The following is a 25,612-nucleotide window of genomic DNA, read 5'->3' on the forward strand; positions in this document are numbered from 1 at the left end:
CCTGTCATGGGCGGCCCGCGGGTTTCAGCGGGGGCCGTGCCGCCGGGTCAACCGGGCGAGGGCGCGGGTGACCCGCTCCGGGGGCGTACGCAGGCCCGTCGCCACTCCTTTGGCGTAATCCGAAAGCACGGTCGGGGCCAGCAGGTCCAGCGCCGCCCCGGCCCGGGCGTCGTTGCCCACCAGATAGCGCGGACGCGGGCGGGGCACGCTCAGCGCGGTGCGCACCGCGTGCGCCACCGGAGCCGGATCGGGCAGCGTCTTGGCCCGCCGCAACACCTCGTCGGCGACCTCGTAGGAGTCGTGGTACGCCGACGTCTTGCGCGGCGGCATCCGGGCCATGCTCCGCTCCCAGATGTCGGTGCCGAAGCTGCCCGGTTCGATCAGCACCACCTTGACGCCGAAACCGGCGGTCTCGATCCGCAGCGCGTTCGAGATCGCCGCCAGGCCCTGCTTGCTCGCGCAGTACCAGCCCACGAAGGGCGAGGAGACCCGGCCGGAGATCGAGGAGATGTTGACGATCCGCCCGTCGCGGCGGCGGCGCATCTGCGGCAGGACCAGGCGCGCGATCCGCGCGGGCGCGACCAGGTTGGTCTCCAGCTGCGCGCGGACCCCCTCGTCGTCCACGTCCTCGATCGCGCCGGGCTGGGCGATGCCGGCGTTGTTGACCACCGCCCACGGGCCGCCGTCGGTCATCTGGGCGATCTCGGTGAAGGCCCGCACCGTCGAGGTGGCGTCGGCGACGTCGAGCAGGACCGTGCGCACGCCCACCTCGGCCCGCTCGGCGCTCTCGCGCAGCCGCTCGGCCTTCTCCTCGGTCCGGGCGGTGCCGATCACGTCGAACCCGGATCCGGCCAGTTCCAGGGCGACGGCCAGGCCGATCCCACCGGTCGCCCCGGTGACGACCACACTCTTGGTCATGCGCTTCCTTCCGTCCCGCGACCCTCTCGGGCCGCGGCGCTCGAGGCCCCCGAGCCTCTGCGCAGGTGTCGGTCGGAACGACGGTAGTGTCCTTCGGCGTGAGTCGACCAACATCCCTGACCCCGCCTCCGGAAGCGGTGGTGCCCCAGCCCCACCCGGACGCCCCGTCACCCGGCACCGAGCTGGGCGAGCACTACAGCGACTGCTTCGGCTGCGGCGAGGCCGCCCCGGGCGGGCTGCGCCTTCGTACGCGCGCCGGCGAGGGCGTATCCGTGGACGCCGAGTTCACCGTCACCACCCAGCACCAGGGCGCCCCGGGCCTGGCCCACGGCGGGCTGCTGACCTGCGCGTTCGACGAGGCGCTCGGGGCGATCGGATACATGCTGCACACCACGGCGGTGACCGGGCACCTGGAGACGGACTTCCGCCGCCCGGTGCCGGTGGGCAGCACCCTGTACATCCACGCCTGGTGCGAGGCGGTGGCCGGCCGCAAGATCTACTCGCGTGCGGTGGGCCGGCTCGACGCCGCGGACGGGCCGATCGCGGTCGAGGCGGCCGCGTTGTTCGTCAGCGTCGGACTCGAGCACTTCGTCGACAATGGACGTGCGGAGGAAGTTCGGCGCGTGCTGGACAACCCCGATTTGATCAAGGCAGGCCGAGCGTTCGAGGTGAACCCGTGAGCACGAGTGTGGACGTCCTGGTGCGTCGGCTCGACCCCGAATTGCCGCTGCCCGCGTACGAGCACCCCGGCGACGCCGGCGCCGACCTGGTGACCGCGCAGGACGCGGAGATCGCCCCCGGCGAGCGTGTGGTGCTGCCCACGGGCATCGCGATCGCGCTGCCCGACGGCTACGCCGCGTTCGTGCATCCGCGCTCGGGACTCGCCGCGCGGTGCGGAGTATCCCTGGTGAACGCCCCGGGCACAGTCGATGCGGGATACCGTGGCGAAATCAAGGTTGTCGTGGTCAATCACGACCTGCGTACGCCGGTCGTCTTCCGACGCGGCGACCGCATCGCCCAACTCGTGATCCAACGGGTCGAGCGAGCGGGGTTCCACGAGGTCGCCGAACTGCCCGGGTCCGGGCGGGGCGAAGGCGGCTTCGGTTCCACCGGCGGGCACGCGGCGGTCGGCGTTTCGAGCGTCGGCGCGGCGGGCAGCGCGGGCATCGTGCAACACTCGGCTTCCGACAGGGAAGGACTGTGACGTGTTCGGTCGTCGCCGACGCAGCGAAAAGGATGATCTGCCCGTCGAGGAGCGCGAAGACCTCGACGAGATCATCGAGGACGAGGACGATGCCGACGAGGCGCCCGACGCCGGAGCCGCATCGGACTCCGACGACGCGGACCTCGACGAGCTGAGTCGACCGGTCCCGCCCGCGCCCCGGCCGGACGGACCGTGGGACTTCGACGAGCTCGAGGATCCGCACGAGGATCGCATCGACCTCGGCGGGATGCTCATCCCGGCCGATCCGCGGATGGAATTGCGGGTCGAGGTCTCCAACGACATGATCATCGCGGCCACCGTGGTGCTGGAGGACAGCGGCCTGCAGCTGCAGGCGTTCGCCGCCCCGCGCAACGAGAGCATCTGGCACGAGGTGCGCGCCGAGATCGCCTCCGGCATCACCCAGCAGGGTGGTGTCGTGGACGAGCAGGACGCGGGCCTGGGCTGGGAGCTGCGGGCCCAGGTGCCGGTCCAGCTCCCCGACGGCACGCAGGGCCACCAGCTGGTCCGGTTCGTCGGCTGCGACGGCCCGCGCTGGTTCCTGCGCGGGGTGATCTCCGGCCGGGCCGCGGTGGATCCCGCCGTGGGCGCCGACCTGGAGGCCATGTTCCGCGACACCGTCGTGGTCCGCGGCAACGACCCGATGGCGCCGCGCGACCCGATCCTGCTGCGCCTGCCGGAAAACGCCCAGGTGGACCCGAACAGCGGGCTTGCGGTGCCGCAGCAGGGCGCCGAGGACAACCGCTTCGCGGGCGACTTGGACCCCTTCCAGCGCGGCCCGGAGATCACCGAGGTGCGCTAGCTACACCGCTCCACCGCTGTACCCCGAGGACACCGAAGCCCGGTTCCGCCGAAAGGCGGAACCGGGCTTCGTGCGTTGCGGTTCCGGGCACTCGCGAATCTTGATGTCAAGGGCGCGTCAAGAAGGCATATAAGCACGTTAGGGCGCCGCCAACGCTTTCGGTTTTGCCCCTTTTATGGTGACTTTTGACGGCTTGGAACTGCTATCAATGAGCTCGCCACGGGCGATCAAGCGCCCGTCCGTTCCAAGGAGTACCCGCGATGGCTGATCTGGCCTTCGTATGCCTGACGATCGCGTTCTTCGCGCTGGTCGTCGTGATCGCCAAGGGGGTGGCGAAGCTGTGAACGCGGACAGCATCGTCGGCCTGAGCGTCGCCATCGCCCTGCTCGGCTACCTGGTCCTGGCCCTGATCTTCCCCGAGAGGTTCTAGGTGAGCGTCACGCTCGCGGGGATACTCCAACTGTCCCTGCTGATAGCCGTCCTGGCCGCGGTACATCGCCCCTTCGGCGACTACATGGCCCGCGTGTACTCCAGTGACAAACACCTGCGCGGCGAGCGCGTCCTGTACAAGCTGATCGGCGCCGATCCGAACGCCGAACAGCGCTGGACCGTCTACCTGCGCAGCGTGCTCGGGTTCTCCATGTTCTCGCTGCTCGGGCTCTACGCCCTGCAGCGGTTCCAGGACCACCTGCCGTTCGACCTCGGGATGAAGCCGATCACGCCGGACCAGGCGTTCAACACTGCGGCGTCGTTCACGGCGAACACGAACTGGCAGTCGTACTCCGGTGAGACCGCCATGGGCCACACGGTCCAGATGGTCGGCCTGACCGTGCAGAACTTCGTGTCGGCCGCCGTCGGCATGGCCGTGGCGATCGCGCTGGTGCGCGGGTTCGTGCGGGTCCGCTCGGGTGAGATCGGCAACTTCTGGGTCGACCTGATCCGCGGTTCGATCCGGATCCTGCTGCCCATCGCGATCATCGGCACGATCGTGCTCGTCGCGTCCGGCACGATCCAAAACCTCTCCGACCCGCACACCGTGCAGACGTTGTCGGGCGGGACGCAGACCATCCCCGGCGGTCCGGTGGCCTCGCAGGAGGTGATCAAGGAGCTGGGCACCAACGGTGGCGGCTTCTTCAACGCCAACTCGGCGCACCCGTTCGAGAACCCGAACGCCTTCACCAACCTGTTCGAGATCTTCCTGATCCTGGTCATCCCCTTCTCCATGCCGCGCACCTTCGGCCGGCTCGTGGGCAACCTCAAGCAGGGCTACGCGATCCTCGCCGCGATGTTCGTGATCTGGTTCGTCGCGGTCTGCCTGATGTGGTGGACCGAGGCGCACGGCAACGGCGCCGGGCCGGAACTGGCCGGCGGCGCGATGGAGGGCAAGGAACAGCGGTTCGGCATCCCCGGCTCGTCGGTCTTCGCGGTCTCCACCACGATGACCTCCACCGGCGCGGTCAACTCGTTCCACTCCTCGTTCACCGGCCTCGGCGGCGGCATCACCATGCTGGGCATGATGCTCGGCGAGATCACGCCGGGCGGCGTCGGCTCGGGCCTGTACGGGATCCTGATCATGGCGATCCTGGCGGTCTTCGTGGCCGGTCTGATGGTCGGCCGCACGCCCGAATACCTGGGCAAGAAGATCGGCGCCGGCGAGATGAAGCTGGTCGCGATGTACATCCTCGTGGTGCCGGCGACCATCCTGACCTTCACCGGCATCGCCATCGCGCTGCCCGGTGAACAGGCGGCGATCCTCAACTCCGATTCGCCACACGGCATCTCGGAGGTGCTGTACGCGTTCACCTCGGGGGCGAACAACAACGGCAGCGCGTTCGCCGGGCTCGGCGCGAACACCGAGTTCTACAACACGACGATCGGGTTGGCCATGCTGATCGGCCGGTTCGTGCCGATCGCACTGGTGCTGGCCCTGGCCGGTCGACTCGCCGAACAAAAGAGCGTCCCCGACACCGCGGGCACCCTGCAGACGCACAAGCCCCTGTTCGTGGGCCAACTCGTCGGCGTGATCCTGATCATCACCGGCCTCACCTTCTTCCCCGCCCTGGCTCTCGGGCCGCTTGCCGAGGGATTGGCATGACAGACACCGCAATACGCCCCACCGAAGAACACGTCGATGCCCCCGCCGGCCCCGGCCGGGTCTCGGCCGGCCTGTTCGAACCCCGTCAACTGCTGAAGTCGCTGCCCGGCGCGCTGCGCAAGCTCGACCCCCGGATCATGGTCCGCACCCCGGTCATGTTCGTGGTCGAGATCGGCTCGGTGATCACCACCGTCATGGCGATCAAGGACCCGAGCACCTTCGCCTGGCTGGTCGCCGTCTGGCTGTGGCTGACCGTGGTGTTCGCCAACCTGGCCGAGGCGGTCGCCGAAGGGCGCGGCAAGGCGCAGGCGGACACGCTGCGCAAGGCCAAGACCGACACGGTCGCCCGCCGCCTGGTCGACGGCCGCGAGGAGAAGGTCGCGGCCACCGCGTTGGCCATCGGCGACCTGGTGGTCTGCGAGGCCGGCGACATCATCCCCGGTGACGGCGACGTCGTCGACGGGGTCGCGAGTGTGGACGAGTCGGCGATCACCGGCGAGTCCGCGCCGGTGATCCGCGAGTCGGGCGGGGACCGCTCGGCGGTCACCGGCGGCACGAAGGTGCTGTCGGACCGGATCGTCGTCAAGATCACCACCGAGCCCGGCAAGACCTTCATCGACCGGATGATTGCCCTCGTCGAGGGCGCCGCCCGGCAGAAGACGCCGAACGAGATCGCGCTCAACATCCTGCTCGCGTCGCTGACGATCATCTTCCTGTTCGCGGTCGTCACGCTGCAGCCGATGGCGATGTACGCGCACGCCGAGCAGTCGATGATCATCCTCGTCGCGCTGCTGATCTGCCTGATCCCGACCACCATCGGGGCGCTGCTGTCGGCGATCGGCATCGCCGGCATGGACCGACTGGTGCAGCGCAACGTGCTGGCCATGTCGGGGCGCGCCGTGGAGGCGGCGGGCGACGTGTCGACGCTGCTGCTCGACAAGACCGGCACGATCACGCTGGGCAACCGGCAGGCGTCGGAGTTCGTCCCCGTGGACGGGGTAGAGGAGGCGGAACTGGCCGACGCGGCACAACTGTCCTCGCTCGCCGACGAGACGCCCGAGGGCCGCTCGATCGTGGTGCTGGCCAAGGAGCGGTACGGGCTGCGCGAGCGGCACCAGGGCGAACTCGCCCACGCCGAGTGGATCGCCTTCACCGCACAGACCCGGATGTCGGGTGTGGACCTGAGCGACGAGCGCGGCGTGCGCATGGTCCGCAAGGGCGCCGCCTCCGCGATCAACGCCTGGGTGTCCGAACGCGGCGGCAACGTTCCCGCCCGGTCCGGCGAACTGGTCGACGCCATCTCCGCCGCCGGCGGCACGCCGCTCCTGGTCGCGGTCGAGGACACCGAGGGCGCCCGGATCCTGGGCGTCATCCACCTCAAGGACGTGGTCAAGGAGGGCATGCGGGAGCGCTTCGACGAGCTGCGCCGCATGGGCATCCGCACGGTGATGATCACCGGCGACAACCCGCTGACCGCCAAGGCGATCGCGGACGAGGCGGGCGTGGACGACTTCCTCGCCGAGGCCACCCCCGAGGACAAGCTCGCGCTGATCAAGCGCGAGCAGGCGGGCGGCAAGCTGGTCGCGATGACCGGCGACGGCACCAACGACGCGCCGGCGCTGGCCCAGGCCGACGTCGGCGTGGCGATGAACACCGGCACCTCGGCGGCCAAAGAGGCCGGGAACATGGTCGACCTCGACTCGAACCCGACCAAGCTGATCGAGATCGTGGAGATCGGCAAGCAGTTGCTGATCACGCGCGGCGCGCTGACCACGTTCTCCATCGCCAACGACGTCGCGAAGTACTTCGCGATCATCCCGGCCATGTTCGCGAGCATCAAGGGCGCCGAGGCCCTGGGCCCGCTGGACAAGCTCAACATCATGCAGCTCGCCACCCCCGAGTCGGCGATCATCTCGGCGGTGATCTTCAACGCCCTGATCATCGTCGCCCTGATCCCGCTGGCCCTGCGCGGTGTGCGCTATCGGCCGATGTCGGCCGACAAGCTGCTCGCCCGCAACCTGCGGATCTACGGACTCGGCGGCCTGATCGCCCCGTTCGTCGGGATCAAGATCATCGACCTGCTCGTCTCGCTCATCCCCGGAATCGGTTGATTCAGATGGCCACCAACTTCAGTACCCGCATCCGCGTCCTGGGCGCGGCCCTGCGCGCCTTCCTCGTCCTCACCGTGCTCCTGGGCATCCTGTATCCGCTGTCGATGACCGGGATCGCCCAGGCGCTGTTCAAGGACAACGCCGACGGCTCGATGGTCAGTGTGAACGGCAAGGACGTCGGCTCCAGCCTGATCGGCCAGTCCTTCGACCTCGTCGACGCCCAGGGCAACCCGCGCAAGTTCGACGCGGACGGCCGCGAGGTGCTGGCGACGGCGGACGGCGCCGGATACACCTACCTCCAGGGCGGCGGCGCGCTGACCGCCGAGCAGGCGGCGGGCGTCGGTACGCTGCCCGACCCGAAGTGGTTCCAGCCGCGTCCATCGGCCGCGAACTACGACGGCCTCGGTTCGGGCGCGTCCAACTACGGCCCCGAGAACCCGACCTTCGTCAAGCTCGTCGCCGACCGCAAGGCACAGGTGGCCAAGTTCAACGGCGTCGGAGAGGACCGGGTCCCCGTGGACGCGGTCACCGCGAGCGGATCCGGCCTGGACCCGCACATCTCCAGGGCGTACGCGCTGATCCAGGTCGAGCGGGTGGCCAAGGAGCGCGGCAACCTGGACGTTGCCAAGGTGCGCGCGCTGGTCGACAAGCACGAGGACGGACGTAACATCGGCTTCCTCGGCCAGGAGCGGGTGAACGTGCTGGAGCTCAACATCGCCCTCGCCAAGCTCGCCCGCTGACGGGGCGGTCACGATGTTCGCGGGTCGGAGCGTGCCGGTGCCGGCACCCTCCGACCCGAGACAGAGAATGGATGTCATGGCACGCGGCAAGCTCCGGATCTATCTCGGTGCGGCGCCCGGCGTCGGCAAGACCTACGCGATGTTGGGCGAGGGGCAGCGTCGGCGCAGGCGCGGCAGCGACGTCGTGGTCGGTTTCGTGGAATGCCACGGCCGACCCAGCACCGAGGAGGCACTTCAGGGTCTGGAGGTGGTCCCCCGGCGGGACATGGTCCACCGAGGCGGCTCGTTCACCGAGATGGACGTGGACGCGGTGATCACCCGGCGGCCGAAAATCGCCCTCGTCGACGAACTCGCGCACACCAATGTGCCCGGCTCGCGCAACGAGAAGCGCTGGCAGGACATCGAGGAAATCCTCGACGCGGGGATCGACGTGATCTCCACGGTCAACGTGCAGCACCTCGAATCGCTCAACGACGTGGTCGAGTCGATCACAGGCGTGCCCCAGCGCGAGACCGTGCCCGACGAGGTGGTCCGCCGGGCCGACCAGATCGAACTGGTCGACATGGCGCCGGAGGCACTGCGCCGGCGAATGGCACACGGCAACGTGTACGCGCCGGAGAAGGTCGACGCGGCGCTGTCCAACTACTTCCGGGTCGGCAACCTGACCGCGCTGCGCGAGTTGGCGCTGCTGTGGACCGCGGACCGGGTGGACGAATACCTCCAGCAGTACCGCAGCGAACACCAGATCGACGCGACCTGGCCGGCGCGCGAGCGCATCGTCGTCGGCCTGACCGGCGGCCCCGAGGGCGAGACGCTGCTGCGCCGCGCCGCGCGGATCGCCACCCGCGGCTCCGGCGGCGAACTGCTCGCGGTCTACGTCTCGCGCAGCGACGGCCTCACCGGCGCCTCCCCGGAGGCGCTGGCCCGCCAGCGCGCGCTGGTCGAGTCGCTCGGCGGCACCTTCCACTCGGTGGTCGGCGAGAACGTGCCCACCGCGCTGCTGTCCTTCGCGCGCGGCGTCAACGCGACGCAGATCGTGCTCGGCAGCAGCCGGCGCAAGCCCTGGCAGTACCTGTTCGGCCCCGGCGTGGGCGCCACCGTCGCCGCGCAGTCCGGCGACATCGACACGCACATCGTCACCCACGAACACGCGGGCGTGGGGCGGGTGCTGCGCCCACTGCGCTCACCCCTGGGGCGCGGCAGGCGGCTCGCGTCGTGGGCGGTGACGGTGATCGGGCCGGTCGCGCTCACCTTCATCCTGGACGCGACGCGCGGCAGCCACGGGTTGTCCACCGAGATGTTGCTGTTCCTGACGGTCACCGTCGCGGTCGCCCTCATCGGCGGCCTGTGGGCCTCGATCCTGACCGCCGTGGTGTCCTCGGTCCTGCTCAACTACTACTTCACGCCGCCGCTGCACAACCTGACCATCGCCGACCCGGAGAACATGCTCGCGCTCGGCATCTTCGTGCTGGTCGCGCTGTCGGTGGCCTCGGTGGTGGACCTGGCGGCCAGGCGCACCCACCAGGCCGCGCGCAGCCAGGCCGAGGCGCAGACCCTGAGCTTTTTGGCGGGCAGCGTGCTGCGCGGCGAGCAGGCGCTGCCGGCGCTGCTCGACCGCGTGCGCGAGACGTTCGGGATGGAGTCGGTCGCGCTGCTCCAGCGCGAGGAACACCACAGCCCGTGGTCGTGCGTCGGCAGCGTGGGACCGCATCCCGCGATCAGGCCCGACGACGCCGACGTGGACGTGCCGGTGTCCGACTCGCTCGCGCTCACCCTGTCCGGGCGGGTGTTGCCGGCCGAGGACCGGCGGGTGCTCGGGGCGTTCGCGGCGCAGGCCGCGGTGGTCCTGGAGCGCCGGCAACTGGTCGCGGAGGCCGCGCAGGCGCGGCAGCTCAAGGAGGGCAACCGGATCCGCACCGCGCTGCTCGCCGCCGTCTCGCACGACCTGCGCACCCCGCTGGCCACGATCAAGGCGAGCGTGTCCAGCCTGCGGGCCGAGGACGTGAGCTGGTCGGAGGAGGACGAGGCGGAACTGCTCGCGGCGATCGAGTTCGGCGCCGATCGGCTGGACACGCTGATCGGCAATCTGCTCGACATGAGCCGGTTGCAGACGGGTACGGTCACCCCGCTGATGGGCGACATCGGTCTGGACGAGGTGGTGCCGGGCGCGCTGGCCGGGGTGGCCGAGGAGCGGGTGGCGCTGGACATCCCCGAGACGCTGCCGGCGGTGTGCGCGGACGCGGGGCTGTTGGAGCGGGTACTGGCCAACGTGATCGAGAACGCGGTCAAGCACAACCCGCCGGGCCGCCGGGTACACGTGTCGGCCGGCGCGCTCAGGGACCGGGTCGAACTGCGGGTGGCCGACCGCGGTCCCGGGGTGCCGGACGAGTCGAAGGGGCGGATCTTCGAACCGTTCCAACGCCTGGGCGACGCGCCGAAGGGCAACGGGGTGGGACTCGGGCTCGCGGTCGCCCGCGGCTTCGCGGAGGCCATGGACGGCACACTGACCGCGGAGGACACCCCCGGTGGCGGATTGACGATGGTGCTGGCGCTGCGCACGGCCGGATCGCCGGCCGGCGGCGCGGTCGCGGGATCCACCCCCGCGGCCGAGGAACGAACCACTTGGGAGGAACAACGATGACACGGGTCCTGGTCGTCGACGACGAGCCACAGATCGTGCGGGCCCTGGCCATCAACCTCAAGGCCCGCGGCTACGACGTGGACACCGCGGGCGACGGTACGGCGGCGCTGACCGCCGCCGCGGACCGGCATCCGGACGTGGTGCTGCTGGACTTGGGGCTGCCGGACATCGACGGGGTCGAGGTGATCAAAGGTCTGCGCGGGTGGACCAGGATCCCGATCATCGTGCTGTCCGCGCGGCACGCCTCGGCCGAGAAGGTCGCGGCCCTGGACGCGGGCGCGGACGACTATGTGACGAAGCCGTTCGGGATGGACGAGCTGCTGGCCCGACTGCGGGCGGCGGTGCGGCGCGCGGTGCCGGAGGAGGAGGCGCCGGTCGTGGTCACCGACTCGTTCACGGTGGACCTCGCGGCCAAGCGGGTCTCGCGCGACGGCGCGGACGTGCGACTGACGCCGACCGAGTGGCATCTGCTGGAGGTGCTGGTCCGGCACGCGGGCCGGCTGGTCAGCCAGCGGGCGCTGTTGCAGGAGGTGTGGGGGCCGCAGTACGGGACGGAGACGAACTATCTGCGGGTCTACATGGCGCAACTGCGGCGCAAGCTGGAGCACGACCCGTCGCACCCCAGGCATCTGCTGACCGAGCCCGGGATGGGGTATCGGTTCGAGGGTTAGCGCCGCGCCTTGCCGGCGCGGTGCGGTTCGTGGACCGCGGGCGTGGCGCGACGCGGCGGCGGGGTCCGGGGCCGGTGGTGTCGGTCGGGCCGTGGGGGCCGACGGTGGGTGGGAGGTTTCGGACCTCGGAGGGCCGTGGGATAGGCGGTACCCTTGCCGGCATGAGTGGTAGCGCAGCCGGCGTGGAGCGTAGATCCGGGCGATTGCGGCGGATGTTGGATCGATGGACGTCGACCCATGAGGAGTTGCACGCCGAGGAGCTGCTGCACGACACCCAGCGGCTGGGCTGCACGAAGATCGTGGACGTGGTCGAGCGGGATCTGATCACGGTCGGCGGCACGCTGCGCACGGTGACCTTCCGGCCGCGGGCGGGCGTACCCGCGCTCGAGGCGGAGATCTACGACGGATCGGGCGCGTTGTCGGTGGTCTGGTTGGGTCGGCGGCGAATAGCCGGGATCGAGCCGGGGCGGCAGTTGGTCGCCCACGGTCGGGTCAGCACCACTCAGGGGCGGCCCGTTCTGTTCAACCCCAGGTATGAACTGCGCCCCGTCGGCCGAGAGTGAACGAGTGACCGCCTCCATGGATAAACCCGCTTCCGGCGCGCCCGGCGACCGCCAGGCCCCCACCGACAGCGCGGCCTCGATGATCGCCGCCTTCGGCGGTGTTCGGGGCATGATCGACATGACCGTGCCGGGGCTGGTCTTCGTGATCGCCTACACGATCAGTCGGTCCACCTGGACGGCGGCGATGACCGCCGGCGGTGTCGCGCTGGCGTTCGCGGTGGTACGGATCATCCGCCGGGAGACGCTGCAGCACGCGCTCGGCGGCTTCCTGGGCGTCGCGCTGGCCGGGTGGATCGCGGTGAAGTCCGGCAAGGCGGAGAACTTCTACGCGTTCGGGATGTTGTTGTCGGGCGGCTACGCGCTCGCCTACCTGATCTCGATTCTGGTCCGCTGGCCGATCATCGGCGTCCTGCTCGGCCCGATGCTGGGCGAGAACTTCACCTGGCGGCGGATCCCGGCCCGCTACGCGGCGTACCGCAAGGCCACCTGGGTCTGGTTCGTCATGTTCGTGCTGCGCATCGTGATCCAGATCCCGATCTACTGGACGGGCAACGTCACGGCTCTGGGCATCGCGAAGGTCGCGCTGGGTGTGCCGCCGTTCCTGGTGGCCTGCTACATCACCTGGCTGATCATGTCCAAGGCTCCGCCGCCGGTGAAGGTCGCCGACGAGGAGGACGAGGGCGAGGGTGCGGAGGGGGAGCGTGCCGCCGGCGTGGAGTCGGGCGCGGCTCCGGTGGTGGAGCAGCGCGACGAGCGGCGGGAAGGCCGCGTCGCGGACTGAGCGGGGCGGGTCGAGCCCGGAAGGGCGAGTTCGGAAGGGCGAGTCCGGCATTCGTTCGGGCTTGCCATTTCGGCTTGGCGCGCTCGTATTTTCGGCTTGTGTGTCCGGCTTCTTTTTCCGGACCGCGTTCTCGGCTTGCGGCACGACGGGCGTCGCGGCGTGCGTGCGGATTTTCGCTTCGACCTCGGTTCCCGCTTCGATTCCGGCTATCGTTGTCCAGCTGTCGGAGTTTATTATCGGAAGATTTGCCGAATTGGTCGCTCGAGTGATCATTCCTGCCGAGAACTCCGGTCGATCCCGGAGAATTTGGACCAGCTGCGGTCGAATCAGTCATTACCGCATGATCCCGTAACTGTGCGATTAGCGTCCCGTTAGACCTCCAGTGGACGAAGGAGGCGGGGACGGTGGCCGGAAACGGTGACCTCATCGCATTGGTGACACAAGCCGGTCTCTCCCGGCGCGAACTGGCCCGCTGGGTCAACGTGGTGGCCGAGCGCCGCGGGCTGCACCTCGGGTGCAGCCACACCTCGGTGGCCCGATGGCTCGAAGGCGCGCAGCCGCGGTGGCCGATTCCCGAGCTGTTGGCGGAGGCCCTGGGCCGACGTCTGGGCTGCGAACTGACCGTCGCGGACCTCGGCTTGCGTGATCGGCGACCACCGACCCCCGACCCCTTCGACGGGCTGATCGTCGCCCGGACCGCGGCCGAAGTCAGACACGCCGTGGCCGAATTGTCGGAGAGAGACATGAACCGCCGTACTTTCCTGGCCAACACGGCCTTCGGCGCCGGGGCGTTCGCCGCTCCCGCGTTGTTCTGGTCGACCGCATCCGGGGCCGAGGGCGAGCCCGAGCAGCTTGCCTCGCACGGCCCCACCACGGTGCGCGACGCAGACGTACTACGCATTCACCAGACCGTCCTGGCGTTTCGCCGACTCGACCGTGCCCAGGGCGGCGGGGATCTGCGGGACACCGTGGTCCACCACCTCAACGGCGTCGCGCGGACCAAGTTGGCCGGCTCCTACGGCGAGGAGGTGGGCCGCCGATTGTTCCGGGCGGTGGCCGAACTCACCGAGTTGGCGGGGTGGTTGTCGTTCGATTCCGGCCGGCACGCGCTCGCCCAGCGCTATCACATCCAGGCGCTGCGGCTGGCCCAGGCGGCCGACGACCCGGCGTACGGGGCGTATGTGATGGCCAACATGGCCTGCCAGGCGGTGTATCTGGGCCACGGGTGGGAGGCGGTCCAGCTGGCCCGGGCCGCCGAGCAGGGCGGCGGGAGCCGGTTGGGCCCGCGGGCGCGCGCGATCGTGGCCTCGATGGAGGCGCGGGGCTACGCGGCGCTGGGCGACCGGCGCGCGTGCGAGCGGGCGATGGGGACGGCCGAGCGGCATCTGGACGCGGCGAACGCGGTCGAGGACGACCCGTCGTGGTGCAACTACTTCGACGAGTCCGAGTTGCAGCACGAGTTCGCGCACAGCCACCGCGACCTGGGCCTGCCGGACAAGATCCACGGCTTCGCGGGCGCGTCGATGAAGCTGCGCCGGGCCGGCGCGACCCGTCGGTGTGCGCAGGACACCACGTTCATGGCCGCGGCGCACCTGGCCCAGGGTGATCTCGACGCGGCGTGCGCCAAGGCCGGTGAGGCGCTGCGGATCACGGGCAACCTGTCGTCCACCCAATGCAACGACTTCCTGGCGGACTTCCGCAGGCGGCTGCGCCCGTACGCGAAGGAACCGATCGCGCGTGCGTTCAGCGAGGAGGCGGACCACATCCTCGGCGACCTGGCCGCCGCCTAGGACTTGGCGGGCGGATCCCGGCGCCGTGCGGCACGGGTGTGCCGGAGAAGCAGGCGCGGGGTGGTTGCGTGCGGCTGCTTCTCCGGTGCGGTGAGGTGGGCCCGGGCGATACGGCCCCGCCGGGATCCGTCGGACCGGAGCCGGTCGCCGGTAGGACCGGCACTGCCGTCGGTCAGGCCGACAGCAGCTCCTCCAGCTCCTCTTCGCGGTGCGGCGCCGCGACGAACAGCAGTTCGTCGCCGGCCTCCAGCGAGTCGTCCTTGCCCGGGACCAGTACCCGGCCCTCGCGGATGATCGTCACCAGCGCCGTGTCCTCGGGCCACGCCACGTCGCCGACGCGCGTGCCGACGAGGGCGGCGTCGCCCGGAAGGGTCAGCTCGACCAGGTTGGCATCGCCCTGGCTGAACCGCATCAGGCGGACCAGGTCGCCGACACTGACCGCTTCCTCGACCAGAGCCGACATCAGGCGCGGCGTGGACACGGCGACGTCCACGCCCCATGCCTCGTTGAACAACCACTCGTTCTTCGGGTTGTTCACCCGGGCGACCACGCGCGGCACGCCGTACTCGGTCTTGGCCAGCAGCGAGACGACCAGGTTCACCTTGTCGTCGCCGGTCGCCGCGATCACCACGTTGCAGCGCTGCAACGCGGCCTCGTCCAGCGAGGAGATCTCGCACGCGTCGGCGAGCAGCCACTCGGCCTGCGGCACGCTGTCCACCTTGATGGCGTCCGGTGCCTTGTCGACGAGCAGGACCTCGTGGCCGTTTTCCAACAGCTCCGCGGCGATGGAGCGACCCACCGCGCCGGCGCCCGCGATTGCGACCCGCATCAGCCCTCCTCCGGTGCTTTCTCGAAGGCCGCCTCGACGGCGGCCACATCCGCCTGGTGCATGACCACGTGCACGAGGTCGCCCTCTTGGATCACGGTCTCGGAGGTCGGCAGGATGCCTTCGCCCAAACGGGTGACGAAGGCGACCCGGGCGCCCGATGCCTGTTCGAGCCGGGTGATGCGGTGCCCCACCCACGCCGAGTTCACATGCACCTCGGCCAGTTGCACGCTGCCGGAGGGGTCGCGCCACAGCGGTTCGGCGCCACTGGGCAACAACCGGCGCAACATCTGGTCCGCGGTCCAGCGCACGGTGGCCACCGTGGGGATACCCAGGCGTTCGTACACCTCTGCCCGGCGCGGGTCGTAGATGCGCGCGGCCACGTTCTCCACACCGAACGTCTCGCGCGCGACGCGCGCCGCGATGATGTTCGAGTTGTCGCCGCTGCTGACCGCCGCGAACGCGCCGGCCTCTTCTATACCGGCCTCGCGCAGGGTGTCCTGGTCGAAACCGATGCCCTTGATCCGGCGGCCGGAGAAGTGCGACCCCAGCCGGCGGAACGCGGAGGGATCGCGGTCGATGACCGCCACCGAATGCCCCAGTTCCTCGAGCGTCTGGGCCAGCGTGGATCCCACGCGCCCGCAGCCCATGATGACGATGTGCACGGCCGTCCTTCCGGATTTGGTCCGTTGTGCCCGGTCTGATGCTCGTTTGTGGTGTTACCAGGGTGGCAGACCTCGCCGAGACGTTACACGTGGACGCCTTACGGCATGCCCCCGGCCCGGCAAAAGTCGATGGGCTTACGATCACCTGCGTGTCAAGACTGACCGATCTGTCCAAGCGCATCCTTGTCGGCAGAGCCTTGCGCAGCGACAAGCTGTCCGAGACGCTCCTGCCGAAGCGCATCGCGCTGCCCATTTTCGCCTCCGACGCACTGTCCTCCGTCGCGTACGCGCCGGACGAGATCCTGCTCACCCTTTCCATGGCGGGAATGGCGACCTACCACTTCTCGTGGAAGGTCGGTCTGGCCGTCGTCGTGGTCATGCTGACCGTGGTCGCCTCCTATCGCCAGAACGTCCACGCCTATCCCAGTGGCGGCGGTGACTACGAGGTCGCGAACGTCAACCTCGGTCCCAACGCCGGTTTGACGGTCGGCAGCGCGCTCCTGGTCGACTACGTGCTGACCGTGGCGGTATCGGTCTCCTCCGGCGTCGCCAACATGGCCTCCGCGGTGCCCGCGCTCGAGGGGCACAAGGTGTTGTTGGCGGTCGGCCTGGTGCTGCTGCTGATGGCGATGAACCTGCGCGGCGTTCGCGAGTCGGGCAAGCTCTTCGCCGTCCCCACCTACGCGTTCATGGCCGCCATCCTCGGGATGACCCTGTTCGGCCTGATCCGGGGCGCCACCGGCGCCACCATGGAGGCCGAGAGCGCCGGGTTCCACATCGAGGCCGAGGACAGCTTCAGCGGCTTCGCGCTGGTGTTCCTGCTGCTGCGCACCTTCTCCTCCGGGTGCGCGGCGCTGACCGGTGTCGAGGCGATCAGCAACGGTGTACCGGCGTTTCGCAAGCCCAAGAGCAAGAACGCGGCCTCCACGCTGCTGCTGATGGGCACCATCTCGGTGACCATGCTGATGGGCATGCTGGCGCTGGCCAACATGACCAAGGTGCGCTTCGCGGAGAACCCGGAGAGCCAGATCCAGGGGGCACCGGCCGGATATGAACAAAAGACCGTGGTCGCGCAGGTCGCCGACGCGGTCTTCGGTGGCACGTTCGCGTCGCCGCTGTTCTATCTCGTACTCGCGGTCACCGGCCTGATCCTGATCCTGGCCGCGAACACCGCGTTCAACGGCTTCCCGGTGCTCGGCTCGATCCTGGCCCAGGACCGCTACCTGCCCCGGCAGTTGCACACGCGCGGCGACCGCCTCGCGTTCAGCAACGGCATCATCATGCTGGCCGCGTTCGCGATCGTGTTGATCGTCGCGTTCGAGGCCGAGCCCACCAAGCTGATCCAGCTGTACGTGGTCGGCGTCTTCGTGTCCTTCACGATGAGCCAGGCGGGCATGATCCGGCACTGGACCCGGCACCTGAAGACCGAGACCGAACCGGCCGAGCGCCGGCGGATGATGCGCAGCCGGGTGATCAACGCCTTCGGCCTGTGCATGACCGGCGCGGTCCTGGTGATCGTTTTGGTGACCAAGTTCGTGCAGGGCGCCTGGATCGCGATCGCCGCGATGGGCGTGCTGTTCCTGTTGATGAAGCAGATCCGGCGACACTATGACCGGGTGGCCACGGAGCTGGCGGCCGTGGAGATGGACGACACCAAGCTGCCCTCGCGGGTGCATGCCATCGTGCTGGTGTCCAAGCTGCACAAGCCCTCGCTGCGGGCGTTGGCGTACGCGCGCTACTCGCGGCCGAACGTGGTCGAGGCGGTCACGGTCAACGTGGACCCGGCCGAGACCGAGGCACTGCGGCGCGAGTGGGACGAGCGCGGGATAGAGGTGCCGCTCAAGGTGCTCGACTCGCCGTATCGGGAGATCACCCGGCCGGTGATCGAGTACGTGAAGTCGGTGCGTCGGTCCAGCCCGCGCGATGTGGTGAACGTGTACATCCCGGAGTACGTGGTCGGCCGCTGGTACGAGCAGATCCTGCACAACCAGAGTGCGCTGCGGCTCAAGGGGCGGTTGTTGTTCACGCCGGGGGTCATGGTGACGTCGGTGCCGTGGCAGTTGGAGTCGTCCGAGCGGTTGAAGGAGCCGAAGGCCTGGGTGGCGCCGGGGTCGGTGCGGCGGGGGCCGGCGCGGACGCCTCGGGGTGGGGACGGGAAGCGGGGTGGGCCGGGCTCGGGTTCGGGGCCGGGCTCTGCGTCCGGGTCGGGCTCGGGGTCCGGGTCGGGCTCGGGCCCGGGGTCCGGGGCTGGAGCGTCCTGAGTTCGGGTGGGTCGTGACGGTGTGTGGTGACGGTGGGCGCGGGTTCTTCGGGTAGGGACTACCCTGGAAGCCGCGCCCACCTCCGTGAGGCGCTTTCTTTGTGTCGTCGTGGTGTCGGTGTGCGCGCCTGGGCGTGGTCGGCCGCGGGGCATCCGAGGTCCCTTGTCGTGCGTCGGTTGTGTTCGGCCCCTGGTTTTTCGTCTGCTGCCCGTTGTTTTCATCGACTGTTTTCATCGACGTTGTACGAGCTGTGCTACGAGCTGTGCGAGGAGTGCCGTGTCTGTCGGATCCACCACCCCCGAGTCGGACCAGTCCCTGCGGGGTGAGCGGTACGAGGTCGAGATCGGCCCGGTTGCTCACGGTGGGCACTGCGTCGCTCGCCACGAGGGCCGTGTGATCTTCGTTCGGCACGGCCTTCCGGGCGAGCGGGCCGTCGTGGAGATCACCGACGGCGGGCCGACGTCGCGTTTCCTGCGCGCAGACGTGGTCGAGGTGCTGCACGCGTCGCCGGATCGCATCACGCCCGCGTGCCCGGTGGCCGGGCCCGGCATGTGCGGCGGTTGCGACTGGCAGCACGCCACGCCCGCCGCGCAGCGCCGACTCAAGGGCGATGTGGTCGCCGAGCAGCTGCTGCGGCTCGGCAAGGTCGACGTACAGGTCGAGGTGGAGGCCGTGGACAGCCCGCCCGGGCAGCCCGAGGGCCTGGGGTGGCGCACGCGGGTGCAGTTCGCGGTGGACCCGGCGACGGGCCGGGCGGGGCTGCGCAAGCACCGCTCGCACGACGTCCAGCCGATCGACGCGTGCCCGATCGCGGCGCCCGGTGTCGAGGAGTTGGGCATCGAGGCGCACGAGTGGCCCGGCGTGGCGTCGATCGAGGCGGTCTCCGCGACCGGCTCGCTGGACCGCGCGGTCACCGTGGTGCCGGCCGAGGGCGCGGACGGGCGCATGCCGATCGTCGAGCTGAACCGGGCCGTGTCGGTGTTCCGGGCCGACGACAAGGGCCGGGTACGCAAGGTGCACGGTCGGCCGGCAGTGCGCGAGGTGGCCGCGGGACGGACCTGGAAGGTGTCGGGCGGCGGCTTCTGGCAGGTGCACCCGGCCGCGGCCGACGTGCTCGTGGCGGCCGTCGTCGAGGGTTTGGAGCCGCGGCCGGGCGATCTGGCGCTCGACCTGTATTGCGGGGTCGGGCTGTTCGCGGGTGCCCTCTCCGAGCGGCTCGCGGACAGCGACACGATCATCGGCATCGAGAGCTCCAGGCAGGCGGTCGAGGACGCGATCCACAACCTGCGGGACGTGCCGGGCGCGCGCTTCGAGGTCGGCACGGTGGAGAAGGTGCTGAGCCGACCCGGCTTCCTGCGCCGCGCCGACATCGTGGTCCTGGACCCGCCGCGCGCGGGCGCGGGCAAGGCGGTCGTCGAGCGCATCGCGCGCCTGACCCCGCGCCGGGTCGCCTACGTCGCCTGCGACCCCGCCGCACTGGCCCGCGATGTGGCCTACTTCGCGAGCGCGGGCTTCAAGCTCCGGTCGTTGCGCTCGTTCGACCTCTTCCCGAACACGCACCACATCGAGTCGGTCGCCATCCTGGAACCGGCGCCTCGGGCGGTCCGACCTCGGCGTTAGCAATGTCGAGGGTGTCGAGAGTGTCGAGAATGTCGAGCCGATCAGTGCATTTTGATTGCACGGAGTGCACAGCGATTGCATGAAACGGCCGCCCTGACCAGCGTCAGGGCGGCCGTTTGCTGTCCTCAGCCAGGGTCGACCGGCAGTCGGTACACCAGGCTGAACCGGGCCGCCGCCGACAGGATGTCGGCGGTCTCGACCGGCCGCCCCACCGTGTCGTGGTAGGTGCGTCGGATCACCATCACGATCGCGCCGGCCGGCTCACCCAGGAGCGCGGCGTCCTCGGCGGCGGCGGGCCGCGCAGTGATGTCCTCCTCGGCCCCGATCACCTCGATCCCGATCGCTGCCATCCTGAGCGGCACGCCCTGGCCGGCGTGCGGGCCCTCCTCGGGCAGGGCGATCGGCGTACCGCCCGTGATCTCCAGCGGCTCGACCGAGTACGTCAGCATCACGGGCATGCCGTCCGCCCGATAGACGTACTGGGTACGCATCACCCGCGCTCCGGCAGGGATGTGCAGCCGAGTCGCGATCTCGGCGGAGGCGTCGATGATTTGTGACCGCGACGACCAGGTGCCGGTCTGTCCGCGGCGAGCCATTGCCGCCGCCCAGGGGGCCCGCCCGTGATGCGGTCGGGGGTGGCGTACCAGTCGGCTGAGCGCGGGCGGCTCGTGAACGTACATGCCCCCCTCGGCGGTGCGACCCCCAACCAGGCCCTCGGCGATCAGCAACCTGACTGCCGAGTGCGCGACGGTCTCGGACACCCCGTACCGTGCGCCGATGTCGACCCGTGACGGGACCCGGGCGCCGGGCGGCAGCGTGCCGTCGAGGATCTGCCGGCGCAGTTCGGCGGCAACCCGCTGGTAGGCAGGGATGTCATACGGCATGCCGCCGCCTCTCATTACACAACGGCCCCGTACCGGTGACGAGCCGGATCACGGGGCCGCAGATGCCACCGACAGGCGTAGCCTGGCCGGGACAGATACCTACAGGCAGGGTACCGCCCCCGCCCGCGCACCACAGGGGGCACCGCCCACTGCACAGGCAGGGGACACAGTGGCTGACGACCACGACATTCGCAGCATCGGACAACGCATCCACGACATCCGCCGCCGGGAGGGCATCTCCCGCGCCGACCTCGCCGCCGTTGCCGACCGCAGCACGGACTGGCTCAAATCGGTGGAGTTGGGCCGCCGGCAGCTCGACCGCATCGGCCCGCTCATGGCCATCGCCGACCGGCTCGGCGTCGACCTCACCGAACTCATCGGCGTGGCACCGCGGGACGACCGCAGCCCGCGCACCGGCTACGACGCCGTACCTCAAATCCGTCGGTCGCTGCTGCGGCACCAGCTCGGGCAGCCCACCGGCCACCCGCGACCGCTCGCAGACCTGCGCCTGGACGCGCACACCGCACACCGCCACCGGCAGGCCGCGAGGTTCGGCGACCTCGGCGCCCTTCTCCCTGGGCTGATCGATGACGCGTCGACCGCCGCCGCTGCCCACGGCGGCGACGAACGGCAGCAGACCCACGGGCTGCTGTCGGCGGTGCTGTGCGATACGGCGATGTTGGTCAAACGGCTTGGGCAGATCGACCTGGCGACCGTCTCGGCTCGGCAGGCCGTCGATGCGGCCGTGGCCGCTGGTGATCCTCTGCTGGAGATCGCTGCGATGTGGACCCAGGCGGAGGTGTGCGTGTCCGCCGGTGCGCGGGTCGAGGGTCTGGGCATCGTGCGGGCCGGGCTCGATCGACTCGACGCGCTGCTGAGCGACGACGACATGCCCGCCTGGAGTCTGTGGGGGACCATGCACCTGGTTGCGGCGGTGCAGGCCGCGCAGTGGTCGGACCGGGCGACCGTCGAGGACCACATCCGGGAGGCCACAGCCGCGGCTGAGCGGACCGGTGATCGCAACGACCACGGGACCTGCTTCGGTCCGGCGAACGCGGCGTTGATGGAGCTATCGTCCCGCCTCGAACTCGGAGATGGGCGGGCAGCCCTGGAGGCGACGCAGGGCGTCGACCTGTCGGCGCTGCCCACGGAGCGACGCGCTCGGCATCTCATCGACGTTGGCCGGGCCCACGCCCAGGCGCGCGACGACGCCGCGTCGATGCGTGCCCTGTTGGATGCCGACCGTCTGGCGCCGGAGTATGTGCACTCGCATGCGATGGTGCGCGACATGGTCGTGACCGCGCGCCGACGGGACCTGCTGACGTCGCGTGAGCCGGTGCACCGCATGGCCCGCCGCATCGGTGTGAGCTAGCCGCTGACCTCTCCGCTTTACCTTCTCTTGACGGACCGGGTACACCTTGTACCCGGTCCGTCGCCATGCCGCCATCACGCTGGATACATGGCCGATGACACCGTGCGCGTAGAGAGCAGCGGTACCGACGGCGACCAGGTGCGGATGTACATTCCCGGTCGCGTTCTCCCCGACATCACCCGGGACGAGGCCGCCGCGCTGTACCGACAGCTCGGCGCCCACCTGATCCGGACCATCCCCGCTCAGCCACTGCGCATGACCAGCAGCGGAGGCTGACCCATGCCCCCGGTCCGGCGGCAACTCCCTGCCGCCGGGTCGGGGTCCTGCGGGGCGCGGTCGGAGGGGCCCGGCTGGAGGTCTACCCCGCGCCGTCCCGACGGCGGCACCGACCCCGCCCCGCACCCCCGATCCCCTGGGCGCGACGCCGCCACCACGCAACCCGAGGACACCATGACCATGAGCATCATCAACCCCGACATCGAGCCGGCTCCGTGGGCGATCGGCGACGGGGTCACCATCCGCATCCACCCCGACGGCCGCCGGACCCGCGGGACGGTCCGGAGCCTGCGGCACGACGGCACCCGGTGGACCGCCGAGGTCGAGCACGTGATCGCCCCGTACAGCCGGGAGACCCTGCCCGCCGCCGAGCTGCTGGCGTGGGATCACCGCTGCGCCGTCATCGACCAAGCCGGGCGCATCACGCCGTGGGTCGAGCCCACCGCCGAGTAGGCCACCGTGACCAGCACGCCCGCCGCCCGCCGGTCCGCGCTCGACCGCCTGGCCGCCGCTGCCGCCACCCGCGACGAGACCGCCCGCGACCTGGCGGCGGCCGGGACAATCGACGAACGCCGCGCATGCCGCGGCGCCCTGCGCGCCGCCGCCATCCTGCTGCACGCCAGCATGGTCGACGCCCAACGCCACGGCGTACCGACCGCCGAGATCGCCGTAACCGCCCGCGCCACGGTCCGCTCCGTCGCCGCCGTGCTGCGGCGCGAGCGCGATCTCACCCGTCCCATCCCCGGCCGCGAACGGATGAGCGGACAGCGCACGCTGACCCTCGGCGCGGTCGTCGATGCCGTGCTGGCGTACGGCACCGCGCACCCGACCACGCATGCCGCGATCCGTACCGCCCACCGGCACGGCGCCAGCCCCACCGCCCTGGCCACCCTCGCTGGCATCAGCACTGCCCGGCTGTCCGCGATCCTCCTGGCCGCAGGCACGGACAGGAGACCGTGAACTGCCCATGCCTCTGCCGGACTCGGCCTACCCTGGCCACCATGGACACACCGCCCAGCCGCGCCCGCACCCTCACAGGTGGACCCCTCGACGGCGAGGTCATCACCCTGCCGCCCGACCACGGCGGCGACGGCGTACTGCTGCCCCAGACCGAGGGCGACGACGACCGGCTGCACAGCTACGAGCCGGGCGCCGACCCGGCCGACGGTCGGCTGTACTACCAGTGGAGCCTCGGCTGACCCAGGACACGACGAAGCCGGCCCGCCCCGAGATGGGGCGGGCCGTTGTCGTTCATCGCCGGCGGCTGCTCGGCTCGGTGCTCGGCGGCAGCGTCGGCGGCGGGCTGGTCGGTGCGGGCGCGCCGTCGCGGCGGCACACCAGCGCCGCCGAATCCCAGGCCGGCGCCGCGAGCGAGTAGCTGGCCGGGCACGTCGGACCGGCCGGACCGGGCGCGCCGTCGCGGCCGTCCGCGCCGGCAGCCCCGGCCGGGCCGGGCTCACCCGCCGGACCCGCAGGACCAGGCGGACCGGCTGGACCCGCAGGCCCGGCCACGCCGTCGACACCAGCCGGCCCGGTCACCGACTCACCAGGTACGCCCGGCTGACCGCCCGGCCCGGCGGGACCGACGATCGACTCGCCGTCCCGGCCGGGCGGCCCGGCGGGACCAGGCGGTCCGGCCGGGCCGCGCTCGCCCGCACGCGCGGGCAGATCCGGCACCGACGTACCCGGGTCCGGGACCACGGGTGTGCCGCCCGTGGCCTGCACCTGGGCGCGCATCGCCCGGACATCGTCCGCGAGGGTCGCGACTGCCGCGGCTCGGCGGTTGCTTTCCGCCGCGATCCGGTCGGCGCGACCCGCCTCGGCGGACACCCGGATCCACACCAGCAGCACCGCGCCGGCCAGGGTCAACAGGACGGCGGCGAGCGCCCACCATCGCCACTGCCGGGCGAGTACGCGCTGAGTCCGGGTCACGGCGAACCACCGCCCCTCGCGGCGAGTTGAGTACGCAACAGCGAACACTCCGCTTCGAGGGTCGCCTTCGCCGCGCGTTCGGCGGCGAGTTCGCGTCGCAAATCCTGCACCTGCTGGCGGAGATCACCGCGCTCCTCTTGGAGCTGATCCGTCAGGCTGTTGTAGCCGCCGATCACTCCGCCCTCCCTCTGCGCGCGCCCCGACTGTCTCGATCCGTACATGGCCGCCGCCGCAGCCAGCGGCGCGCCCACCAGTGCGGCGATCGCCGTGACCATGGCAGCGTCCATGCACAGTCCTCCGTCACGCCAAGTCCGATCAGGCGTCGCGGGTCGCCGACCCGGCCGGCGCCGGCGCCGCCCGCAGCCAGCTCGGCAGCAGCCGATCGACCGCCGGCAGAGCCATCACCCGGGTCAGGCCGGCGGCCACGGCCAGGCCGACCGCGACACCGGGCGTTGCCTCCGGGACGCCGGACGCGTTGACGATCAGCGGCGCCGCAGCCGCCGCGCTGATCACCCACTGCACCGACGTGCGAATCGTGCGCCGGGTGCCGTCGCTGATCATGCGGTCACCTCGAATCCGTGCTGGCTGCCCAGGCGGGTCAGCGACGTGCGGCCGGGGATGCCGTCGGCGTCCGACCCGGAGTAGCCGAGCCGCTGCTGGTAGGTGGCGTAGGCCGCCGTCGTCCTGGTCCCGAACGAGCCGTCGACCCAGCTGCTGGCCAGCAGGCCCTCGGCCTGTAGCGCCTGCTCGACGATCAGGCTGTCCGTGCGGTGCGACGCCGAGCCCTGCGGCGCCGACGGGTCCCGCCGGGCCGCGTCGATCACCGCGGCCAGGCTGACGGTCGGCTGGTCGCCGCCGCTGCCGCCCCGGTAGTCGCTCGGGTCGGCAGTGGGCGGGCACCCGTCCGGGAACCGCGGCGCGAAGTACCCGGTGATCCTCGCCGACCGCCGCTCGTACACGTGCGAGTACACGCCCCGGCCCTGGCCGCCGTCGCCGCCGGCCGGCAGCGTGTTGCCGCCCTTGGTCCAGACCCGGGAGCTGTCGAAGCGGGTCACGATCTCGGTGTGCGCGCCGTCGCCGAAGTTCACCCACGCGCCCACCGAGGGGTACTCCGACCACTGCCCGCGCGCCCGCGCCCAGGACGAGAACGCGCTGACGTTGTCGACCTTCGGCACGATCCCCGCCAGGCCGACATCGCTGTACATGCACCAGTCGAAGATGACGCACCACGGCACGCCGTCCTCCCCGAACTGGCGCCCCCACTTGGTGTGGTTGTCGTATCCCTCCTGGGCGTTCCAGCCCTCGTAGACGCCCTCCGGTACCGCCTGGAGATGGGCGATCAGGTCATCCCATGTCGACATGCGTGGTCCTCTCTGGACATGCGAAACGCCCCGGCCGTCGGCGCGGGGCGTGCGTTGGGAACGTGGCGAATCGACTACGTG

27 protein-coding genes are annotated in these 25,612 nt (G+C 70.7%); 19 read left to right on the plus strand and 8 right to left on the minus strand.

What is annotated here, in order from left to right; genetic code table 11:
* Positions 1 to 24: 24 nt before the first annotated feature.
* Complete coding sequence (locus ACFXKZ_RS04005; protein ID WP_379996096.1) at positions 25 to 918, minus strand: SDR family oxidoreductase; 894 nt, start codon at positions 916 to 918, stop codon at positions 25 to 27.
* 98 nt (positions 919 to 1,016) lie between these two features.
* Here ACFXKZ_RS04005 and ACFXKZ_RS04010 point away from each other — a divergent pair, with 98 nt between their 5' ends.
* The 12 genes from ACFXKZ_RS04010 (at position 1,017) to ACFXKZ_RS04065 (ending at position 14,334) form a co-directional block, all read left to right on the plus strand.
* Positions 1,017 to 1,598 (plus strand): PaaI family thioesterase, encoded by a 582-nt coding sequence (locus ACFXKZ_RS04010; RefSeq protein WP_379996098.1) that lies wholly within the window; start codon positions 1,017 to 1,019, stop codon positions 1,596 to 1,598.
* The gene (gene dut, locus ACFXKZ_RS04015) at positions 1,595 to 2,122 is read left to right on the plus strand and encodes a dUTP diphosphatase (RefSeq protein WP_078974946.1); all 528 of its coding nucleotides are present in this window, start codon (positions 1,595 to 1,597) and stop codon (positions 2,120 to 2,122) included. Before ACFXKZ_RS04010 ends, dut begins: the two co-directional genes overlap by 4 nt.
* Position 2,123: 1 nt before the next feature.
* A complete protein-coding gene (locus ACFXKZ_RS04020; protein ID WP_379996100.1) occupies positions 2,124 to 2,942 on the plus strand; it encodes a DUF3710 domain-containing protein in 819 nt (272 codons plus the stop codon).
* Between the two features lie 340 nt (positions 2,943 to 3,282).
* Positions 3,283 to 3,372 (plus strand): K(+)-transporting ATPase subunit F, encoded by a 90-nt coding sequence (gene kdpF / locus ACFXKZ_RS04025; RefSeq protein WP_020555859.1) that lies wholly within the window; start codon positions 3,283 to 3,285, stop codon positions 3,370 to 3,372.
* Positions 3,373 to 5,037 carry a potassium-transporting ATPase subunit KdpA gene (gene kdpA / locus ACFXKZ_RS04030; protein WP_379996103.1) on the plus strand — a complete coding sequence of 555 codons (1,665 nt, stop codon included), beginning with the start codon at positions 3,373 to 3,375 and terminating at the stop codon, positions 5,035 to 5,037.
* Positions 5,034 to 7,148 (plus strand): potassium-transporting ATPase subunit KdpB, encoded by a 2,115-nt coding sequence (gene kdpB / locus ACFXKZ_RS04035; protein WP_379996106.1) that lies wholly within the window; start codon positions 5,034 to 5,036, stop codon positions 7,146 to 7,148. The genes kdpA and kdpB overlap by 4 nt, the downstream gene beginning before the upstream one ends.
* A gap of 5 nt (positions 7,149 to 7,153) precedes the next feature.
* Positions 7,154 to 7,888 carry a potassium-transporting ATPase subunit C gene (locus ACFXKZ_RS04040; protein WP_379996108.1) on the plus strand — a complete coding sequence of 245 codons (735 nt, stop codon included), beginning with the start codon at positions 7,154 to 7,156 and terminating at the stop codon, positions 7,886 to 7,888.
* Between the two features lie 76 nt (positions 7,889 to 7,964).
* Positions 7,965 to 10,529: a DUF4118 domain-containing protein gene (locus tag ACFXKZ_RS04045; RefSeq protein ID WP_379996110.1), complete on the plus strand. Its 2,565-nt coding sequence runs from the start codon at positions 7,965 to 7,967 to the stop codon at positions 10,527 to 10,529.
* Positions 10,526 to 11,200: a response regulator gene (locus tag ACFXKZ_RS04050; protein WP_078974940.1), complete on the plus strand. Its 675-nt coding sequence runs from the start codon at positions 10,526 to 10,528 to the stop codon at positions 11,198 to 11,200. The genes ACFXKZ_RS04045 and ACFXKZ_RS04050 overlap by 4 nt, the downstream gene beginning before the upstream one ends.
* A gap of 161 nt (positions 11,201 to 11,361) precedes the next feature.
* Complete coding sequence (locus ACFXKZ_RS04055; protein WP_078974939.1) at positions 11,362 to 11,763, plus strand: OB-fold nucleic acid binding domain-containing protein; 402 nt, start codon at positions 11,362 to 11,364, stop codon at positions 11,761 to 11,763.
* A gap of 16 nt (positions 11,764 to 11,779) precedes the next feature.
* Entirely contained in the window at positions 11,780 to 12,544 is a 765-nt protein-coding gene (locus tag ACFXKZ_RS04060; protein WP_379996113.1) for a DUF3159 domain-containing protein, read from the plus strand.
* Between the two features lie 404 nt (positions 12,545 to 12,948).
* The gene (locus tag ACFXKZ_RS04065; protein ID WP_379996115.1) at positions 12,949 to 14,334 is read left to right on the plus strand and encodes a transcriptional regulator; all 1,386 of its coding nucleotides are present in this window, start codon (positions 12,949 to 12,951) and stop codon (positions 14,332 to 14,334) included.
* A 172-nt stretch (positions 14,335 to 14,506) separates the two neighbouring features.
* On the opposite strand, the gene ACFXKZ_RS04070 is transcribed toward ACFXKZ_RS04065, so the two are convergent.
* Together ACFXKZ_RS04070 and ACFXKZ_RS04075 are read right to left on the minus strand one after the other, a co-directional pair.
* On the minus strand, positions 14,507 to 15,163 hold the full coding sequence (locus ACFXKZ_RS04070) for a TrkA family potassium uptake protein (RefSeq protein WP_078974936.1): 657 nt from the start codon (positions 15,161 to 15,163) through the stop codon (positions 14,507 to 14,509).
* A complete protein-coding gene (locus tag ACFXKZ_RS04075; RefSeq protein WP_379996117.1) occupies positions 15,163 to 15,825 on the minus strand; it encodes a potassium channel family protein in 663 nt (220 codons plus the stop codon). The genes ACFXKZ_RS04070 and ACFXKZ_RS04075 overlap by 1 nt, the downstream gene beginning before the upstream one ends.
* 149 nt (positions 15,826 to 15,974) lie before the next feature.
* On the opposite strand from ACFXKZ_RS04075, the gene ACFXKZ_RS04080 reads away from it, so the two are divergent.
* On the plus strand, positions 15,975 to 18,086 hold the full coding sequence (locus ACFXKZ_RS04080; protein ID WP_379996119.1) for an APC family permease: 2,112 nt from the start codon (positions 15,975 to 15,977) through the stop codon (positions 18,084 to 18,086).
* A gap of 276 nt (positions 18,087 to 18,362) precedes the next feature.
* Positions 18,363 to 19,706: a class I SAM-dependent RNA methyltransferase gene (locus tag ACFXKZ_RS04085; protein WP_379996122.1), complete on the plus strand. Its 1,344-nt coding sequence runs from the start codon at positions 18,363 to 18,365 to the stop codon at positions 19,704 to 19,706.
* A 125-nt stretch (positions 19,707 to 19,831) separates the two neighbouring features.
* Here the strand turns inward: ACFXKZ_RS04085 and ACFXKZ_RS04090 are convergent, their stop codons facing one another.
* Complete coding sequence (locus ACFXKZ_RS04090; RefSeq protein ID WP_379996124.1) at positions 19,832 to 20,590, minus strand: GntR family transcriptional regulator; 759 nt, start codon at positions 20,588 to 20,590, stop codon at positions 19,832 to 19,834.
* A gap of 169 nt (positions 20,591 to 20,759) precedes the next feature.
* Here ACFXKZ_RS04090 and ACFXKZ_RS04095 point away from each other — a divergent pair, with 169 nt between their 5' ends.
* The 5 genes from ACFXKZ_RS04095 (at position 20,760) to ACFXKZ_RS04115 (ending at position 23,437) form a co-directional block, all read left to right on the plus strand.
* Positions 20,760 to 21,962, plus strand: coding sequence for a helix-turn-helix domain-containing protein (locus ACFXKZ_RS04095; protein ID WP_379996126.1), 1,203 nt, complete (start codon positions 20,760 to 20,762; stop codon positions 21,960 to 21,962).
* 87 nt (positions 21,963 to 22,049) lie between these two features.
* The gene (locus ACFXKZ_RS04100) at positions 22,050 to 22,238 is read left to right on the plus strand and encodes a hypothetical protein (RefSeq protein ID WP_379996128.1); all 189 of its coding nucleotides are present in this window, start codon (positions 22,050 to 22,052) and stop codon (positions 22,236 to 22,238) included.
* A 180-nt stretch (positions 22,239 to 22,418) separates the two neighbouring features.
* On the plus strand, positions 22,419 to 22,691 hold the full coding sequence (locus ACFXKZ_RS04105) for a hypothetical protein (protein ID WP_379996130.1): 273 nt from the start codon (positions 22,419 to 22,421) through the stop codon (positions 22,689 to 22,691).
* 6 nt (positions 22,692 to 22,697) lie between these two features.
* Complete coding sequence (locus ACFXKZ_RS04110) at positions 22,698 to 23,198, plus strand: hypothetical protein (protein WP_379996131.1); 501 nt, start codon at positions 22,698 to 22,700, stop codon at positions 23,196 to 23,198.
* A 41-nt stretch (positions 23,199 to 23,239) separates the two neighbouring features.
* The gene (locus ACFXKZ_RS04115; protein WP_379996133.1) at positions 23,240 to 23,437 is read left to right on the plus strand and encodes a hypothetical protein; all 198 of its coding nucleotides are present in this window, start codon (positions 23,240 to 23,242) and stop codon (positions 23,435 to 23,437) included.
* Between the two features lie 52 nt (positions 23,438 to 23,489).
* On the opposite strand, the gene ACFXKZ_RS04120 is transcribed toward ACFXKZ_RS04115, so the two are convergent.
* Genes ACFXKZ_RS04120 through ACFXKZ_RS04135 form a run of 4 tightly spaced genes read right to left on the minus strand, consistent with a single transcriptional unit; the run spans position 23,490 to position 25,531 of the window.
* Positions 23,490 to 24,170 (minus strand): collagen-like protein, encoded by a 681-nt coding sequence (locus tag ACFXKZ_RS04120; RefSeq protein ID WP_379996135.1) that lies wholly within the window; start codon positions 24,168 to 24,170, stop codon positions 23,490 to 23,492.
* Positions 24,167 to 24,457, minus strand: a complete 291-nt coding sequence (locus ACFXKZ_RS04125; protein ID WP_379996137.1) for a hypothetical protein — start codon at positions 24,455 to 24,457, stop codon at positions 24,167 to 24,169. The genes ACFXKZ_RS04120 and ACFXKZ_RS04125 overlap by 4 nt, the downstream gene beginning before the upstream one ends.
* 28 nt (positions 24,458 to 24,485) lie before the next feature.
* On the minus strand, positions 24,486 to 24,731 hold the full coding sequence (locus tag ACFXKZ_RS04130) for a hypothetical protein (RefSeq protein WP_379996139.1): 246 nt from the start codon (positions 24,729 to 24,731) through the stop codon (positions 24,486 to 24,488).
* Positions 24,728 to 25,531, minus strand: coding sequence for a hypothetical protein (locus ACFXKZ_RS04135; protein WP_379996141.1), 804 nt, complete (start codon positions 25,529 to 25,531; stop codon positions 24,728 to 24,730). The genes ACFXKZ_RS04130 and ACFXKZ_RS04135 overlap by 4 nt, the downstream gene beginning before the upstream one ends.
* Positions 25,532 to 25,612: the final 81 nt, after the last annotated feature.

This window comes from Embleya sp. NPDC059237 (assembly GCF_042754105.1).
Taxonomy (GTDB): domain Bacteria; phylum Actinomycetota; class Actinomycetes; order Streptomycetales; family Streptomycetaceae; genus Embleya.